General features: G+C 75.9%; 13 protein-coding genes. 6 read left to right on the forward strand and 7 right to left on the reverse strand.

Annotated features, from left to right (window positions below):
• The first annotated feature begins 137 nt into the window (after nt 1–137).
• The 3 genes from AMK19_RS27510 to AMK19_RS27520 all read left to right on the forward strand — a co-directional run bounded on the left by AMK19_RS27510 (nt 138) and on the right by AMK19_RS27520 (nt 3,702).
• Nucleotides 138–1,499: an FtsX-like permease family protein gene (locus AMK19_RS27510; RefSeq protein WP_073816322.1), complete on the forward strand. Its 1,362-nt coding sequence runs from the start codon at nt 138–140 to the stop codon at nt 1,497–1,499.
• Nucleotides 1,500–1,604: 105 nt separating this feature from the next.
• On the forward strand, nt 1,605–2,825 hold the full coding sequence (locus AMK19_RS27515; RefSeq protein ID WP_073816324.1) for a sensor histidine kinase: 1,221 nt from the start codon (nt 1,605–1,607) through the stop codon (nt 2,823–2,825).
• An 88-nt stretch (nt 2,826–2,913) separates the two neighbouring features.
• Nucleotides 2,914–3,702: a nucleotidyltransferase domain-containing protein gene (locus tag AMK19_RS27520; RefSeq protein ID WP_073816326.1), complete on the forward strand. Its 789-nt coding sequence runs from the start codon at nt 2,914–2,916 to the stop codon at nt 3,700–3,702.
• A 58-nt stretch (nt 3,703–3,760) separates the two neighbouring features.
• Here AMK19_RS27520 and AMK19_RS27525 read toward each other — a convergent pair whose 3' ends face one another.
• The 5 genes from AMK19_RS27525 to lanKC all read right to left on the reverse strand — a co-directional run bounded on the left by AMK19_RS27525 (nt 3,761) and on the right by lanKC (nt 11,100).
• Nucleotides 3,761–4,423: a LuxR C-terminal-related transcriptional regulator gene (locus tag AMK19_RS27525; RefSeq protein ID WP_083647410.1), complete on the reverse strand. Its 663-nt coding sequence runs from the start codon at nt 4,421–4,423 to the stop codon at nt 3,761–3,763.
• A 4-nt stretch (nt 4,424–4,427) separates the two neighbouring features.
• Nucleotides 4,428–6,182 carry an ATP-binding cassette domain-containing protein gene (locus AMK19_RS27530; protein ID WP_073816328.1) on the reverse strand — a complete coding sequence of 585 codons (1,755 nt, stop codon included), beginning with the start codon at nt 6,180–6,182 and terminating at the stop codon, nt 4,428–4,430.
• Nucleotides 6,183–6,539: 357 nt separating this feature from the next.
• Nucleotides 6,540–8,222, reverse strand: coding sequence for an ATP-binding cassette domain-containing protein (locus AMK19_RS38285; RefSeq protein WP_274537004.1), 1,683 nt, complete (start codon nt 8,220–8,222; stop codon nt 6,540–6,542).
• A 70-nt stretch (nt 8,223–8,292) separates the two neighbouring features.
• The gene (locus tag AMK19_RS35530) at nt 8,293–8,418 is read right to left on the reverse strand and encodes a SapB/AmfS family lanthipeptide (RefSeq protein WP_099897422.1); all 126 of its coding nucleotides are present in this window, start codon (nt 8,416–8,418) and stop codon (nt 8,293–8,295) included.
• A 171-nt stretch (nt 8,419–8,589) separates the two neighbouring features.
• The gene (gene lanKC / locus AMK19_RS27540) at nt 8,590–11,100 is read right to left on the reverse strand and encodes a class III lanthionine synthetase LanKC (RefSeq protein ID WP_073816329.1); all 2,511 of its coding nucleotides are present in this window, start codon (nt 11,098–11,100) and stop codon (nt 8,590–8,592) included.
• A 653-nt stretch (nt 11,101–11,753) separates the two neighbouring features.
• On the opposite strand from lanKC, the gene AMK19_RS27545 reads away from it, so the two are divergent.
• Nucleotides 11,754–12,443, forward strand: a complete 690-nt coding sequence (locus AMK19_RS27545) for an SDR family oxidoreductase (RefSeq protein ID WP_073816331.1) — start codon at nt 11,754–11,756, stop codon at nt 12,441–12,443.
• Between the two features lie 114 nt (nt 12,444–12,557).
• On the opposite strand, the gene AMK19_RS27550 is transcribed toward AMK19_RS27545, so the two are convergent.
• Nucleotides 12,558–14,888, reverse strand: coding sequence for a hypothetical protein (locus AMK19_RS27550; RefSeq protein WP_073816333.1), 2,331 nt, complete (start codon nt 14,886–14,888; stop codon nt 12,558–12,560).
• Between the two features lie 511 nt (nt 14,889–15,399).
• Here AMK19_RS27550 and AMK19_RS27555 point away from each other — a divergent pair.
• A complete protein-coding gene (locus AMK19_RS27555) occupies nt 15,400–15,990 on the forward strand; it encodes a GNAT family N-acetyltransferase (protein WP_073816335.1) in 591 nt (196 codons plus the stop codon).
• Between the two features lie 179 nt (nt 15,991–16,169).
• Nucleotides 16,170–16,499, forward strand: coding sequence for a DUF1330 domain-containing protein (locus AMK19_RS27560; protein ID WP_073816336.1), 330 nt, complete (start codon nt 16,170–16,172; stop codon nt 16,497–16,499).
• 96 nt (nt 16,500–16,595) lie between these two features.
• Here the strand turns inward: AMK19_RS27560 and AMK19_RS27565 are convergent, their stop codons facing one another.
• The gene (locus AMK19_RS27565) at nt 16,596–16,856 is read right to left on the reverse strand and encodes a hypothetical protein (protein ID WP_073816338.1); all 261 of its coding nucleotides are present in this window, start codon (nt 16,854–16,856) and stop codon (nt 16,596–16,598) included.
• Nucleotides 16,857–17,494 lie beyond the last annotated feature (638 nt).

The raw sequence follows: 17,494 nt of genomic DNA on the forward strand, positions 1-17,494 counted from the left end.
TTCGCGAACCCGGCCGATGTCCCGGCGGGGGCCGCGAGTGCGGCGGTCTCCCCCTGCGCGCCGCGCCGCCGCGCCACCGGCTCCGCCGTTTCGGCCGTTTCGGCCGGCCGTCCCGCCGCGACGGGCGGTGAAGTGCGATGACCGCCGTGCTCGCCTGGAGTCAACTGCGCCGTCGACCCGCCGGGTTCGCCGGGCTGGCGGCCGCGCTGCTGCTGGCCGTCGCCACCGTCACCGCGCTCGGCGCGCTGCTGGGGGCCGAGCGCGGGGTGTCCGCCGCCGAGCGGGGGCAGATGCGGGGGCCCGGACTCGGGCTGATCGTCGGGGCGTTCGGCGAGATCACCGTGCTGGTGGCGTTCTTCGTCGCCCTGAACACCCTCGGGTTCGCGCTCCGGCACCAGTACCGCGACCTCGCGCTGCTGCGCACCCTCGCCGCCACGCCCCGTCAGATCCGCCAACTGCTGCGCCGCCAGGCCGGATTGACCGTCGTACTGGTCGCCGCCCCCGGCGCGCTGCTCGGCGCGGCGGCCGCCCGCGCCCTCCTCGTCGCGCTCCAGCACCGCGCGATGGCCGCCCCGCACGCCCGGATCCACAGCGTGCTGCCCGCTGCGGGAGTCGCCACCGCGGCGACCCTGCTGGTGGCCGTCGCCGCCGCCTCGCTGACCGCCCGGCAGGTCACCGCACCCGCTCCCGCCGCCGCGCTCGCCGACAGTTCCGGACCCGACCGGCGGCCCGGCGCCGTCCGGCTGCTCGCCGCGCTCGCCGCGCTCACCGGCGGCGCGCTGCTGGTCCGGCTGGCCGCGACCCGGCCGCCCGCCGAGGTCGACAAGGCCGCGCAGGCCACTCTGCTCGCCGCCCTGGTGCTGCTCGTCGCCGTCGCCCTCGCCGGCCCGCTGCTCACGACGCTCGTCACCGCTCCGCTCGGACGCGTCCTGCGCACCGTGCTCCCCGTCACCGGCTGGCAGGCCGACGCCAACCTGCGCGGGTACGCCCGCCGGTTGGCCTCCGCCGTCGTGCCGATCGCCCTGCTGACCGGCCTGTCCGCCACCATGGCGACCACGACCGGCACCGCACTGCGCGCCACCGCCGGACCGCCCGGCGGTGCCACCTCCGCCACCGACAGCTGGCTGCGGCAGGCCGAACTCGGCCTGCTCGGCGGGTTCGGCGCGATCGCCACCGTCACCACCCTGGTCACGCTGACCGGCGAGCGCCGCCGCGAGTTCGCCCTGCTGCGCCTGCTCGGCGCGACCCGCACGGACGTGCTGCGCGTCGTCGCGCTGGAAGCCGCGCTCACCGCTGCCCTCGGCCTGCTCCTCGGAGGCGCCGTCACCGCCGCCACCACCGGCGCGTTCAGCCTGGCCGCCACCGGCAGCCCCGTACCGACCGTCCCCGTCGGGACCTGCGCCCGGATCGCCGCCGCGGCCGTGCTGCTCACCGTCCCCACGGCGCTCGCCGCCGCGACAGTCGCAATGCGGCGGCCCCCGACCGCAGCGGCGGGCTGAACCGCGGGAACATGATCGTCGGAACGGGGAGAGGCCGGAACAGAAGAGGTCCGGAACGGGAGAGGCCGGAACGGAAGTGGTCCGAACCGGAGAAGGAGGTCGGCGATGAGCGGGCGGGCACGGCGATGGTGGACGGTACGGCCCGGCGAGGCGGCGTTCCTGGTGGCCGGGCTGCCGGTCGCGCTGCTCGGCGGGGCGTACGCGCTGGCCGCCCTGTACGCCGGAGTGCTGCTCTCGCTGACGGTCGTCGGACTGCCGGTCACCGCGCTCGCGCTGGCCGGCGCCCGCCGACTCGGCACACCCCAGCGGTGGTTGACGAGGCGACTGCTCGGCGAGGACGTCCCCGACCCCGGCCCGGCCGCCCGCCCCGACGGCACGGTCGCACGGATCCGGGCCGCGCTCGCCGACCCCGTCGCCTGGCGCACCCTCGGCCACCTGCTGCTGCGCCTGCCGCTCGGCGTCCTCGGCTTCGCGGCCGTCCTGCTGCCACTGGGCTGCGGCTGGCTGCTCGGCTTCCCGCTCTGGCTGCGCCTGCTCGAACCCGGCCCGCACCCCGTCACCCCGCTCGACCTCGCCGCCCCGCCGCTCGGCCTCGCCCTGCTCGCCCTCACCCCGCCCCTGATCCGCCTCGCCGCCGACGCCAACCGCCGACTCGCCCGCCACCTGCTCGGACCGGCCCGCACCCACCAGCGCGTCCAGGACCTCGAAGCGGCCCGCCACACCCTGCTCACCACCGGAAACGCGCGACTGCGCCGCCTCGAACGCGACCTCCACGACGGCACCCAGGCCCGCCTGGTCGCCCTCGCCATCACCCTCTCGCTCGCCGACGACACCCTCACCGACCACCCCGACACCGACCCCCGCCTGCGCACCCTGCTCGACCGCGCCCGCACCCAGACCGACGACACCATCGCCGAACTCCGCGCCCTCACCCGCGGACTGCGCCCCACCGGCCTCGACGGCGGCCTCGCCGAAGCCCTGCCCGCCCTCGCCGCCGGCTGCGCCGTCCCCGTCACCCTCCAGGTCGACCCGGCCGAACGCCCGGACGAGTCCGTCGAGCAGGCCCTCTGGTACTGCGCCGCCGAACTCCTCACCAACATCAGCAAACACAGCGCCGCCACCGCCGCCCGCCTCACCGTCACCACCACCGCCACCCGGATCCGGCTCACCGTCCACGACAACGGCCACGGCGGCGCGACGGCCGCCCCCGGCCACGGCCTGCACGGCCTCGCCGACCGCGTCGCCGCCGTCGACGGCACCCTGCGGATCAGCAGCCCGCCGGGCGGCCCGACCGAGATCACCGCCGAACTGCCGCTGCGCCTCTGATCGTTGGGCCGTTGACGGGTTGCGTCCCGCGCCTGACCTTGGCAAGGTGCTACGTTGTTCTGCTTTGCTCCGGCCGGAAGGAAAGCAGATGGACATCCCCTCCTTGCACCGCCAGTTCCTCGCCGACACCCTCCCGCGCATGCGCCAGGACCCGCGCATCGTCGGCGTCGCGATCGGCGGATCGATCGCCGAGGGCCGCCCCGACCGCTACTCGGACGTGGACCTGATCGTGGTCGTCGACGACGACGCGTACGACGCCGTCCTGCGGGAACGACTGGCGCTGATCGGCGGCTGGGCCCCGCTGGTCGCCGGGTTCACCGGGGAACACGTCGGCGAACCTCGGCTGATCGTCACCCTGGTCGGGCCGCCCCTGTTGCACGTGGACTTCAAGTTCGTCCGGCTCGCCGACTTCGCCGAGCGCACCGAGGACCCCGCGATCTGCTGGGACCGGGACGGCCTGCTCGCCGACGCCCTCGCCCAACAGCCCGCAGTGCCAAGCGAGTTGGACCTTCAGTGGGTCGAGGACCGGTTCTGGGTCTGGGTGCACTACGGCGCGACCAAACTCGGGCGCGGGGAACTCTTCGAGACCATCGGCGTCCTCACCCACCTGCGCGACCTCGTCCTCGGCCCGCTCGCCGCCCGCCGCGCAGGCACGCACCCGCGTGGCGTCCGCCGCCTGGAGACCGCTGCCCCCGACGCGGCCCACGCCCTCCGGGCCACCCTCAGCGGCTACGACCGCCACGAAGCCGGCCGGGCACTCCTCGCCGCCGCCGACCTCTACCGCCAGTGGTCAGCCGGCGCACCCGTCGAACGACGCCGGGACGCCGAGAAGTTGGCTGTGCAGTACCTCCGGGAGGTCGTCGACGACCTCGGCTGAGGCATCGCCGCGAACGGCGGGAGCGGGCACGGGCGGTACCGCCCGCGACCGCCAGCCGTCACTCCGTCTCGGCCAGGTACGCCAGTACGGCCAGGACCCGTCGGTTGTCCGCCGCGGAGGCGTGCAGGTCGAACTTGGTGAACACCGAGGCGACGTGCTTCTCCACCGCCCGCTCCGACACCGAGAGCCGCTCGGCGATCGCCCGGTTGGAGCGGCCCTCCGCCATCAGCGCCAGCACCTCGCGCTCACGGGGCGTCAACTCGTCCACCGCGCTGCGGCGATGGGCCCGCATCAGATGCGTGACGACCTCCGGATCGAGCGCCGTGCCGCCCGCGGCCACCCGGCGCAGGGCGTCGACGAACTCCGAGCTGCGGGCCACCCGCTCCTTCAACAGGTAGCCGACGCCCGCCGCGCCGTCCGCCAGCAGCCGGGCCACCCAGCCGGTCTCCAGATGCTGCGAGAACACCAGCACCCCGACCTCCGGCCACGACCGCCGGATCCGCAGCGCCGCCCGCACCCCCTCGTCGGTGTGCGTGGGCGGCATCCGCACGTCCACCACCGCCACCTGCGGACGGTGCTCGGCGACCGCAGCGATCAGCTCCTCGCCGGTGGCGACCGCCGCCGCCACCTCCAGGCCGCGCACCGTCAGCAACTCCGTCATGCCGTCCCGCAGGACCGCCGAGTCCTCCGCCAGTACCACCCGCAGCCGCTCGTCCGTCATCCGATCATTGTGACGCACCGTCGGGCTCGGCCCCGGACCGCGCCCGCCGCTGCGCCCGCGGGAGGCGGGAGGGGCGGCCGGTCAGCGACCAGTCGGCATGGGCGAGGTGCAGCACGCGGTCCGCCCGGTCGGCCTGGGACGGGCGGTGGGTGACGGTGAGGAGCGCGCCCGGACGGGCACGGAACGCCCGGTCGATGCGGAGCTCAGCGGCGGCGTCCAGGTGGCTGGTCGCCTCGTCGAGCACGGCCAGCGGCGCCGGACTGAGGAACGCCCTTACCAGCGCGACGAGTTGGCGCTCACCGGCGGAGAGCGTCGCCGCCCCCACCGGCCCGTCGAGACCGCCGTGCCGATCCGTCAACGCCTCCGCCCCGAGCGCGCGCAGCGCCTCGCGGAGCCGGGCCGTCGGCACGGCCGGATCCGGCCAGCGGAGGTTCTCCGCGAGGGTGCCGGTGAACACGTACGGCTCCTGCGGGAGCAGCACCCGCAGCGCGGCGAGCGCGCCGGGGGACAACTCCCGCGCCGGCAGACCGGACAGCAGGACGAGCCCGGCGTCCGGGCGGAGCAGCCCGGCGGCGAGCGCGGCCAGCGTGGACTTCCCCGTCCCGGACGGCCCCACCACCGCCAGACTCTCGCCGTCCCCGAGCGTCAGGTCGAGCCCGCGCAGCACCGGCCGGGCGTCCAGCCCCCACGCGAAGTCGACGCCGCGCAGCTCCAGGGCCGGAGGACGTCGCCGCCGCCGCACGAGGGGCGGCACGGCGGGCTCCTCCTCCGGCGTGAACGCCGCCGCGCCGGCCAGGCGTTCGGCGGCCACCGACAGCCGCAGCCAGGACGGCCCGAGACCCTGCACCAGCAGCCGCAACGCCGGTTCGAGCGTCCCCAGCAGATAGGCCAGCGCACCGAGCAGCCCGCCCGCGCTCAGACCGTGACGCAGCAACGCCGGAGCGGTCGACACCAGCACCACCAAAGGCCCGTGGACGCCCAACGCCACCAACAGGTGCCGGGCGGCGGCCAGTCGGGCCAGCGCACGGCCCGCCGCCTCGTTCGCCGTGACGTCCTCCACCACCCGGTCGACGGCGCGCTGCTCCGCCCCGCAGGCGGTCAGGTCGCGCAGCGCCGCCACGGTGCGCAGCGCGGACGCGGTGAACTCCTCCTCGGTGGCGAACAGTTCACGCTGCCGCCGGGCCATCCGGGGGGTGAGCGCGGCGAACGCGCCGATCGCCACCAGCAGCGGCGCGCAGACCGGGACGAGCGCGGCCGGGGCGAGCGCGGCGGTGCCCGCCACGACGGCGGCCAGGGTCAGCGCGAGATGCGACACCAGCAACAACTGGCCCGCCAGCCCGTCCCGCACCGCCTCGACCTGCCGGGTGATCCGGGCCACCGCGACCGCCGCCGCATCCGGATCCGCCCGCGTCGCCGCCGTCCGCCGCAACGCCCCGTCGGCCGTCGCCCGCAACAACCGGTCCCGAGCCGGCTCCACCACCCGGGCCAGCGGCCGGTACGCATTGCGCGTCCCCCACGCGGACACCGCCGCAGCGGCCGCGAACAGCGCCAACCACCCCCATCCGGTGGCGGGTTGACGCGCCAGGAACCCCCGGTCGACGGCCAGCGCGAGCGCCTTCCCGGACAGCGCGGCAGGCGCGGCGGACACCACCGTCCACCCGGCGAGCTTCCCGAGCTCCGGCAGACTGCCGGCGAGCGCGACGCGCAGCAGCGCGAGTCCGGGGGAGAGGAGGGGCGGCGACGGTGACGGTGACGTCATGAGGTGCACTCCGCAGGGCTGTCGGGGCGAGTTCGCGTCATGGGGCGGGCCTCGGCGGGTCGGCGGCCGAGGCGGCGGGCCCGTCGCGGACAGGGCGCGCGACAGGCGTCGCGGTGGATCCGTGCAGACCCGACCGTGACGCAGGCCCACCGAGCCGGTGGCAGCCGGGACGGGCGGGGCGGTCGCAGTGGCGCGCAGCGGCCCGGGTCGCGGGCGGACGTCGCGCCATGCCCCCGGCCGGCTGTGGAGCAACCCGGGGCAGAAGCGCGCCGACCCGACGGAAGACCGGCAAGGCCGAACGCCGCCCCGGCGGCCCTCCCGCCGTCCTCGAACTGCCGCTCGTCGTGCGACGCCCGGTCATGAGGCGGCGGCGAACAGCGCGCGGTACGCGGGGGAGCGCCACAGGGCCTTGTGCGGGGCGAGAGCCACCACGCGGCCGCGGTCGAGCCAGGCGACCAGGTCGGCCCCGGCGGCGAGGGCGGGGCTGCGGGTGGCGCAGAGACGGGTGGCGGCGCGGGGGCGGAGGGCGGCGAGGACGGTGGCCTCGGCGGACGGGTCGAGGGCGGCCGTGGCATGGTCGAGGACGAGCAGCCGGGCGGCGTCCCGGCACAGGGCCCGGGCCAGGCCGACCCGCTGGCGTTCGCCGCCCGACAGCGGCGCGTCCGCAGGCGGCGTGCGGTAGCCGGACGGCAGGCGCCGCAGGAACGCGTCCGCCCCGACGGCCCGGACAGCGTCCATCAACTGCCCTTCCTCGACGTCGACTTGACCGATCCGCAACGCGTCCAGGAACGTCTCGCCGTACAGCACCGGATCGGCGAACGCCACGGCGACGGCCGCTCGGAGCTGCCGCGGTTCGACGGCGGCGACGTCGGCGCCGTCGAGCCGCACCTCGCCCCGCTCGGGGCGGAGCAGACCGGCGGCCAGCGCGGCGACCGCCGACGTCGCGGCGCCGTCCGCGCCGACCACCGCGACCCACGTACCGGCCGGGACCGCCAGATCGAGATGGTTCAGCAGCAGACCCGAGCCGGCCCGCACCACCACCCGGCGAAACTCCAACCCGCCTCCTCCGCAGGGAAGTTCGACGAATCGGGGCGTCGGATTCGGGTCGGCCCCGAGCGGTGCCAGCCGGGCGACCGCGGCCCGCGCCCGCGCCAGGTCCAACAGGCTCTGCGCCGCGCCGAACCCGCCCAGCCCGACCGTGGCGTACGCCATCGCCGCCGCCAGACCCCCTGCCGTCAGCCGCCCGGCGGCCAGGTCCGCACCGGCCGCGGCCAGCACCGCCACCTGGGTCGCGGGCACCAACAGGCCGACCTTCCAGGCGGTTTCGCGCTGGCTGCGCCACAGGGCGTACCCGTGCCCGGACAGCTCGGGCAACGGCCGCAGCACCCGGGCGAGTTCCGCCGAGCGGGCGCCCGCCGCGGCGATCGACGCGCCGCCGCGCAGCGCCTCCACCAGCCGGGAGGCGATCTCGGACTGCGCCGCCTGGTACGCCTCGCCGTGACCGGCGGTGCGGCGCACCTGGCGGCGGACCAGCAGCCACCCGGCCGGCGCCGCGACCAGGAACGCCACCGCGGGACGCGGCGCGAGCAGGAACAGCCCGGCCACCGCGCCTGCGGCGGTGAGGAGTTGGGCGACGGTGTGCACCACGGCCGGACCCGCCAGCGCGGCCTGCGGGGCACTGCCGGTCAGCCGCGCCGCCAGATCGCCCGCCGTCGGCCCGCCCGCCGCGGCGGCGGGCCCGGCCGCACCCACCCGCCGGAGCGCCGCCGACCGCAGCGCGCCCCCCACCGCGGCCGCGCCGCCGGGCGCCGCGAACTGCGCGGCGGCCTCCGCGCAGGCGGCGATCACCACCAGCACCAGCAGGGGAATCGAGGAGGACAGGCCCGCCCCGGCCAGCGTCCGGTCGATCGCCCGGGCGAGCACGCGGGGCAGCAGCAGGGTGCAGGCGGTGCCGGCGGCGACGGCCAGGGCCAGCGCGGCGGTCCAGCGCCGCTTCAACGCCGGCACGGACCGCGGGGCAGGGGGCGGTGCGGTGGTCACGGGGGCTCCCGGAGCGCGGGCGGACATGCGGAGCCGGCCGTGCGCAGGGCGCACGGCCGGCCGGGGTTGCTCAGAGACAGAGCAGGGTGCTCACCGTGCTGTTGGTGCAGTTGACGGCGCTCAGCGAGCTGAGGACCGAGCGGTACTCGGTGGTCTCCTCGGGGGTCTCCAGCGCCTGCAGGTCGAGGATCGCCATGACAGTCTCCTTACGGGACTCGGTGGTGCTGCGGTTTCTCCGGCGGTCGCCGGAACTCGTGGGGCGGCATGACCCGGCCGCGACGGGGCGGCGGAGCGGGCGCACAGGGGCCCGCGTCCGGGGGAGTGGTGGAGCGGGCACACAGGGGCCCGCGTGCGGGGGAGCGGCGGCTCAGCCGTCGGCCGGCCAGAACGGCATCGGCGGGGTGCCGTCGTACACCGAGGCAAGGGCCGTCAGCACACCGGCGGTGCCGGTCGCCAGGTCCATCGACAGGCGCAGCAACTGCTCGCCGGGGAAAGCGGGTTGGCCGTTGCGGGGCAGCACGTGCCAGGCCAGGCGGCGGACGTGGCGGTCGACCAGGTCGTCGTCCGGCCCGGAGTCCAGGCCGAGCAGCGCGATCAGCCCGGCCCGGCCGTTGAACAGGCCCGGCTGCACGATGAACTCCGGCTCGGCGGCGGCCCGGATCAGCGCCGCCTGCTCGGCCAGCGCCGGATCGGGCCGGTGCCGCAGCAGGGCGTGCGCGACGGCGGCGATGCCCGCGCTGCCGGACTCCAGGTACGGCAGCACCCGGCTGCCGTCGTCCACCTGCAGCGTGCCGTCCTCGGCGACGACGCAGCGCGCCAGGTCCTGGTCGAGGGCGGCCCGGGCGAGGTCCAGCAGGACCGGGTTGCCGCACTCCTCGAACAGGCGGATCAGCAGCAGCGCGGTGCCGCTCGCGCCGTGCAGCAGACCCGGCCGGGCCGTGGAGGCCGAGGAGGACTCGCCCAGGTGGAGCGCCGCGACGGCCCGGTCCGCGCTCGCGGCGGCCGCCGCCAGCAGGTCGCGGTCGCAGGTGGCGCGGGCGAAGTGCAGCCGGGTCAGGCCGATGCCCGCCAGGCCCGCCGACAGGTCGGGGCCCGCGCCGTCCGCGTCGTCCTTGTCGAGGCGGCGCAGCAGGTCGAGTGCGCTCTCCCGGTGGCCCAGGCGGTCCAGCACCCAGGCGGTGCCGTGCGCGCCGACGAACAGGCCGGGCCGGCACGGCTGCCGCTCCACCGCGTCCAGCAGCCACCGCACATGCCGCGGATCGACGCCCGCGCCCACCGTGTGCAGCGCCCACAGCACACCGGCCGCGCCGTACGACAGACCCAGGCCGTCGTGGGTGAACTGCGCCGGGTCGCCCGGGAACAGCCGGTCCGCCCGCTCGGGCGTGGCACTGGAGGCGATCGCCGCCACCAGCCCGTCCCGCAGCCGCGGCCAGCCCTCCCGACCCTCGCCGAACAGCCCCTCCACGCCCGCCAGTTGATCCGCCCGGCCGGCGTCCGGCTCGGGCAGGAACCCGTCCGGCAGCTCGAAGCGCTTGCGGGCCGAACGGGCCAGCGCCGCACCCTTCGCCGGATGCAGCGCCGTCAGCGGCAGCAGCGGCAGGAACGCCCACAGCCGCAGCGCCCGCAGCGCGTGCTCGTCCACCTCGAACCCGGTCAGCCCGGCCGGCGCCGCGAACCCTGCCGCACCCAGCGCCGGACGCACGAACTCGTCCACCGGAGAAGAGAGTTCGAAATCGACGAAGACCACCGAACCGTCCTCGCGGACAATCAGATTGCGCGGATGGAGATCCCCGAAGACGATCCCGCGGCCGTGGATCGCGCGCAGCGCACGCTCCACCGCGTCCAGCACCGCCGTCGCCTCCTCGCGGTACGCCGCCACCGCCGCCTCGTCCGCCGCCGGATGCACCAGCGGATAGCGCCGGCCGAACCAGTGGTGCAGCCCCTCGCCCGCCACGTACTCCTGCACCAGGAAACGGTGCTCCCACGCCGTCAACCCGCCCAGCACCGCCGGCACCGCGTCCAGACCCGCCAGCGCCTCCAACGTCCGCTGCTCGCGCACCAACCGCTGCACCGCGTCCTCGCCGCGCTGGTCGAGACCCGCGAACGGACGGCCCTCCTTCAGGACGACCGGTTCGCCGCCGCCCGCCGGCCGCGCCAGGTAGATCCCGCCGCCGTTGGAGAAGTGCAGCGCCCGCTCCACCGTGAACGGGAAGTCGTCGACACTGCTGCGCCCCCGGCCCGCCACCGCCTCCGCCAGCACCCCCGGCACCGGCGCCCACGCCGGCAGGTCGAACGCCGCCCGCCGCACGTCCGGACGCAGCACGCCCGACGGCTCGCGCAGCGCCAGCACCAGCTCGCCCTCCTCGTTGCGGCACCACTGCTCGGTGAACGCCCCGTAGCGCAGGTACAGCGGGCCGCGCCGCCAGCGCAGATCGCTCAGGATGTAGGGCCCCGGCGCGCCCGCCAAGACCTCGTCCAGTTCGGTGAGACATCGCTCCAACTGCGCCTCGTCGGCCGGGTACAGCGTCATGAACTTCCCGCTGGAGCCGCGCGAGGCGTACTTGGCGTTCTGCGTCTGCACCAGCGCCGGGCTGCGCAGGAACTTGAACGCCACCCCGTGCTCGAAGCAGTGCGCCCGCACCACGTCCAGGATCCACGGCGCGTTGTCCAGGCACGCCGACACGTGGATCTTCCAGCCCTGCTCCGGCAGCGGCGGCGCGGCCGGCCGGTAGCCCACCCACACCTCGCGCAGGCTGCGCACCCAGCCGCCCGGCGCGGCCTCGGAGGCCGCGGGGAACTCGTCGCGGGCCGCCCACTGGACCGGGGAGTCGTAGAAGACCGGATCGGCGTAGGAGTACGCCTCGTAACGCATGTCCATCGGAAGTGCTCCATGGCGCGTCGCAGGGGAGGGGAATCGCAGGAGGAGTGACGCCCTGGTGCCGGAACCGCACGGCAGCGGAGGGACGTTCGACCGGACCGATTGTGCGATCGGCTGACCGCCACCGAGAGTCTGCAAGGACCGGCGCGACCGTCGAAAGGGCTTCGAGAAGGGTTGGCCGGATTCCGTACGGCGCATGCCGGGAGCAGGCCCGCGGACCCCCAACCCGCCCTTTACCTGCGCTTTTCCGGGCCCAGCAGCACCCCGCGCCGCCGTCGGCGCGACCGTGCGCGCACGCCCTGCGGCATCCCGCCAGCGGCGACACCCGGGAGCGTCCCGCACCGCCGGCCCACCGTCGCACGCGCCGCCACCACCGCGCCCCGGTCGCACCTCGGCACAACGTCGGAGCGCACACGCCCACCCGCCGGGACCCGACCGGACACCCGCTGGCCGGTACCCGACCGGCGCGCCACGGCGCGGAGAGCGCGCCCACCCCGCCGCACGCGCCCACCACCCCGGCTGCCGACCCCCACAACACGCCCCCGGCGTACGGCCGTTACCGCGCGCCCCAGCAGGGGCGACGCGCCCCCGCCCGGCCGGGGATGGCCGGTTGTCGGTCTTCCCGGCCGCCCCACCCGGGTAGCAACCCGGGCATGGCAACGCACTTCCTCACCGGCGCCGGCTCCGGCATCGGCGCAGCCACCGCCGAACTCCTCGCCGCCCGCGGCGACCGGCTCTGGCTGCTCGCCCGCGACGAACCCACCGCCGCCCGGCTGCGCGAACGATTCCCCACCAGCCGCACCGTCGTCGCCGACCTCGCCCGACCCGCCCGCCTCGCCCGCATCCTCGGCGGCCCCGCCGCCCCACCCCGACTCGACTCCCTGCTGCACATCGCCGGCATCGCCGACTGGGGCCCGGTCGGCGACAGCGACCCCGACCTGTGGGACCGCACCCTCACCGTCAACCTGCTCGCCCCCGCCGAACTGACGCGGCTGCTGCTCCCCGCCCTGCGCAGCGCCCAGGGCCACGTCGTCTTCATGAACTCCGGCGCCGGACTCCACGCCCCACCCGGCCTCGGCGCCTACGCCGCGTCCAAGTTCGCCCTCAAGGCCCTCGCCGAATCCCTCCGCGCCGAGGAACACGCCCACCGCGTCCGCGTCACCACCGTCTACCCCGGCGAGGTCGACACCCCCATGCAACGCCGCCTGCACGCCCGCTTCCGGATGGCCTACGACCCCGCCGCCTGCCTCACCCCCCAATCCGTCGCCGCCGCCCTCGCCGCCGTCCTCGACCACCCCCACGACGGCACCGTCAGCGACCTGACGCTCCGCCCCGGCACCTGAGGTTCGGCGGCGACGGCGGCCGAACCGGCCGCCGGGGCGCCGAAGGACGCGCGGGAGCCGGCCGGTGCTGCCCCGACCGGCGGCTGACGGCCTGTCAGGGCACGGCGGGGACGGCTACCGGGCCGTGAGGTCGATCCCCAGGACGCCGTTCGCGGTGGCCGCACAGAGAAGGCCCCCGTCGGTGATCGCCAGACCGACCACCGGCGAGCCGAGGCGGAGCTCGTGGGTGGCGCGTTCCGCGCCGGCCAGGACGACGTGGATCGTGCCGTCGGCCCAGGCGGCCGCACACATCAGGCCGCCCGGCGTGGGGGCGACGGCGACGGCGGCGACCGGGGTGTCCCGGGCCGGCAGGGGCGCGGAGAGGAGGCCGCGGCCGGGCGTCCAGGCCTGGACCGCGCCGTCCGCGCCGCCCGAGATGAGCAGCGGGTGCCCGCCGTGGTGGGCCAGGTCGAGCGCCGTCACCGGCCCGGCGTGGAGCGACTCGTCGGAACGCACCGCCTGCGCCCCGTCCCCGTCGTCCAGCAGGTGGACGCGGCCCGCCGCGTCGCCCGTCGCCACCGTCCGCCGCTCGCCGCCGCGCGCGGCGAGCGCCGTCGCACCGCCGTCCGTCGCGGCCAGCAGCCGCCGCACCACGTCCGAGGAGGAACGTATCTGCTCGACCGCGCCGTCGCGCCGCAGCGCGAACGCACCGCCGTCGAAACCGGCGGCCAACGCGACCGCCGTACGGTCCGACAGCCGGAGCGGGGCGTCACCGGCCGGCCGGCCGGTGGACGCGTCGATCAGCCCGAGGTCCGCGCCGACCGCGACCGCGAGCCGGCCCCCGCCGGCCGGGTCGTCGACCCGGGCGAGCAGCCGCACCGGCTCGGCGCGGCGCGCGAACGCCCAGCGGGCCCGCCAGCCGTGCCCGGCGAGCTGCGCGAACCGCTCCGCGAGCTCGTCGTCCTGCCCGGCCGTCCAGCAGTGCAGCACGGACGCCCGGCCGCCCGGGTCGGCCGCCGCGGTGACCACCGGCCCGGCCCACCGCCAGGCCCTGCGCAGGTGCTCGACCGGACCGCCGTCCACCGACTCGCCGTCCGGCTTCTCCCCGACATGCGCCAGCGCGAGCCCCACCGCCATCGGGCCGGCGTACGCCACGACGGCCGGGTCGGCCAGCAGCTCACCGGCCGGGGACGAGGTCCGCACGGCGTGTCGCAGCACCAGGTCCAGCCGGTCGGCGTCCAGCGGGCCCAGCTGCTCCGGAAGCAGGTTCTGCCGGATCGACAGGTGGTCGAGGCCGTCGCGGGCCAGGCGCGCGGCGAAGGAGTCCGGCCAGATCCGGTAGCAGCCGTCCGGGTCGGCCGGCAGCAGCAGCGGCACCGCCTCCTCCACCGCGAACGGGCCCAGACTGCCCGGCAGTTCACCCCACAGCTCGGCACCGAGCGGACCCCGGACCGACGCCAGCGCCACCACCGGCGCCCGGACCAGCTCGGGCAGCGACTCCCACCAGGTCTCGGCGAGCGTCTCGGCCCGCCGCGCGAGCGACGCACCCGCATCCAGCAGCACGCCGTCCTCGACGCGCGCGGCCAGCAGCGCCAGCGCGGGCGACGGATAGACCTCCGCCGGGAGCCGACGGTCCGCCAGGGACGTCGACCAGCGGGTGAAGGCATCCAGGTCGGTCCACTGCGGCTGGTCCAGGTCGAGGACGGCGGACGGCACGTCCAGCGCCGCCGCGGCAGGCGTGTCGGAGGAGCACTCCAGCACGATCCGCAGCCACGGCACCCGCAGCAGCGGCCGCAGCACCTCGGCCGCGATCCGCTGCCCGGCGTCCGCCAGCGGCCCGGTGCCCGCCCGGTCGAGATCCGTCACCAGCAGCACCCGCGGCACGCCGTCGACCAGCGCCGCCAGCAACTCGTCCGGCGTGCCCGCCGACACCCGCAGCAACGCGGCCAGCCGCCACACGAAGGTGTCCACCGTCGACTCGGCGGCGGACAGCACCACGTCGACCCGCCGCCCGGCGTGCGGATTGTCCGCCGGGCACGCGGCGGCCAGCCAGCGCAGCAGGTGCGTTCGGCCGCTGCCGCTCGACCCCGCCACCCGGCACAGCCGCGGCGCCTGCGGATCCTCCAGCCACCCCAGCAGCGCCCGCCCGGCCGGACGCCGACCCGCCAGCAACGGCGGCAGCGGCGCCGCGCCCTCCGCGACAGGCCGCTCCGCCGCCGGCACGCCGTACCGCGGATTGGGCAGGAACCGCAGCGGAACACCGTGGGCGTCCACCTGCCACGCGCCCGCCACGACACCCACCGGCACCGGCCCGTCCGGGTCGTGGCCCTCGTCCGCCGTGAACAGCCAACCGCCGCGCCGCGCCGCCTCCGCGCCCTGCTCCTGCGACAACGGCGGATCCGCCCGGTACCCGGGCGGCACCGCGCCCTCCACGACGGTCGACTCCGCGGTCCGGTCCTCAGTCATCCACTTCTCCCCGTCACGTCCCGTTCGCCCCCGAACGCACCGGAGGACACCCTAGCGTGCAGGAATGATCGTCGGTCGCGATCCGCCGACGCCGGCCCCTCCGCAGCCGAACGACCCCCCGCCCAGTGCGACGACGATCGCACGGACCACCGACAACGCCCGCACGACCACCGGCACTTCGCCACACCCGCCGCACCGAACTCACCGTCCCGCAGAGCTTCGACGGCAGATTCCGGATCGCCGCCGTGACCTCCTCCGGCGCCGTCCCGTACTCGGCCCGGTACGCGCCCGGCACGCGGCCCGCGCCCACACCGCCCTGCTTCCCGCCCGCGCCAACGCCGCCGGCGGATTGCACACCTCGGCCCCGCCACCCGCCACTTCGCCGAGTCCCTTACCTGCGCCGAAACCGCCGAGCCCCCGACCGTCGGAACCCCCGACCCACCGTCAACTATCGTGTGCAGACGCCACCATGGCACCACCCGTCACGGCACGACACCACCCAGGGGGACCCATGACCGAGGTCGAGCACCACGCCCCGGCAGCCACCCGGCCCACCATCCCGGCCACCATCACCACCGAACGACTCGTCCTGCGCCCCTTCACCCCGGACGACGCCGACGACCGCTACGGCTACCAGGCACTGCCCGAGGTCGTCCGCTACCTCTACCGCCCCGCCCACACCCGCGAGGCCAACGAGACCTCCATCCGCACCCGCGGCGTCCACAACGGCTGGAGCGCCGACGACGACATCCTCCTCTGGGCCGTCTGCCGGGCCGACCGGCCGGGCGTCGTCGGCGAGGTCGTCGTCACCCTCACCAACGCCCGCGCCCGCCAGGCCGAGATCGGCTGGGTCTTCAACCCGCAGTACGCCGGCCAGGGCTACGCCACCGAAGCCGCCCGCGCCCTCGCCGCAACCGCCTTCGAATCACTGGGAGTTCACCGCCTCTTCGCCCGCCTGGACGCCCTCAACACCGCCTCCGTCCGGGTCTGCGAACGCCTCGGCATGCGCCGCGAGGCCCACTTCGTCGAGAGCGACCTCGACGGCGACCGCTGGGGCAGCGAGTGCGTCTACGCGCTGCTCGCCCGCGAGTGGAACGCCTGACCCCTCGCCCCCGCAGCCCCGGGCGGGCTGCCTGCCTGCGCCCGCCCCACCTCTTCACGCCCACCCCTTCGCGCACCTATCCCTTCGTGCCTACCTATTCGTGACGGATTCGCCCTGCCGAGCCGCTGCGTAGCGTCGTCGACGTCAGCCCGATCCCGAACCTTCCTGGGAGCGTCACGATGTCCGCCTACGCCCTGGCCCACGTCCACTCCGTCGAGTTCTGCCCCGACACCGCCGAGTACCTGGAGCGCATCGACGCCACCCTCGACGCGTTCGGCGGCCGATTCCTCGTCCACCGGGCGAAGTTCGAGACCCTGGAGGGAAGTTGGGGCGAGCCCGGCCTGATCCTGATCGAGTTCCCCGACTACCGGCAGGCCCACGACTGGTACCACTCGCCCGCCTACCAGGACATCCTGCCCCTGCGCACCCGCCACATGGTCGCCGACGTGATCATCGCCGAGGGCGTCCCCACCGGCTACCGGGCCGAACGCCGCCACGACAGGCGCTGAACCCCGACACCCGGTCGAGCGGGCCGCCGCAGACGTGACGGTGCCCGGCGGGTGGACCACCCGCCGGGCACCTGCGTTCTATGAAGCCGGACGGCCTCAGAAGTGAGCGCCGTCCTCGGTGACGCCGCCGACGACGCCCTCGTCGGTGGCGGCGACCTCGCCCTTGATGTGCTCGACGCAGTCCGGGGAAACGAAGGAGGCGACGAAGGCCTCGGCCGCAACGTCCTCGTTCGCGGCGAAGTGGCCGCTGACGAAGTGGGCGCTCGGCTCCTCGGTGGCGGAGGCGAGTCCGGCACAGCCGATCACGAGGGGGGCGGCGAGGGCACCGATGGCCAGGACACGCTTGACAGCACGCATGAGAATTCTCCTCCGAGTAGTTCGGTTCTTGCCGGGACGCGGTGGTGGCCCCGGCTGTTCCAGGACGCCATGGCTTCCGGAGGCCCGCAAAGGGAGCTTGCGTCCGTGTGGTCCTGACGGTCCGTCAGAAACCGTGCGCTTGCGGGGGAGGGGCGGTGCGGAGGTTCACCCTTGGGTGGCTGCTCGGGCGGCGCAGGGGTCGATGGCGAGGCGGGTTCGCTTCGGTCGGGTGCGCGTTGAGCAGGTTCTGAATCTGACGGTCGATCAGAAATGCTCCTGGACGCCGCAGATGCTGGCCGGGCTCCCTTGCCCTTCGGTCGGTGCCGTCCACAGCTCGGTGTCGCCGCCTCGGCCCGGCCCGGACCGATCCGGTCCGAGGCTCTGCGGCCGATCGGGTGAGGCCGAGGGCCGCGTTCCTGAGTTCTCATCAGGTCCCCATGATCGCGGTGGCGCTGATGTCGAGTCGGCATCCCGTGGTCGTGCGTTCGGGCGGTTCTGTGGGTCTTTTGATAGTACAAGCCGGTAGTGCTTGGTGGTGACCGTGCACGGTCAAGGGTGTGACGAGACATCTCTGCGGACCGTTGCGGCTCGGATCGCGAGCGGTTCGCTTGACGGTGTGTCGTGGCAGTTACGTGGTG

It is taken from the genome of Kitasatospora sp. CB01950 (genome assembly GCF_001905465.1).
Classification (GTDB): domain Bacteria; phylum Actinomycetota; class Actinomycetes; order Streptomycetales; family Streptomycetaceae; genus Kitasatospora.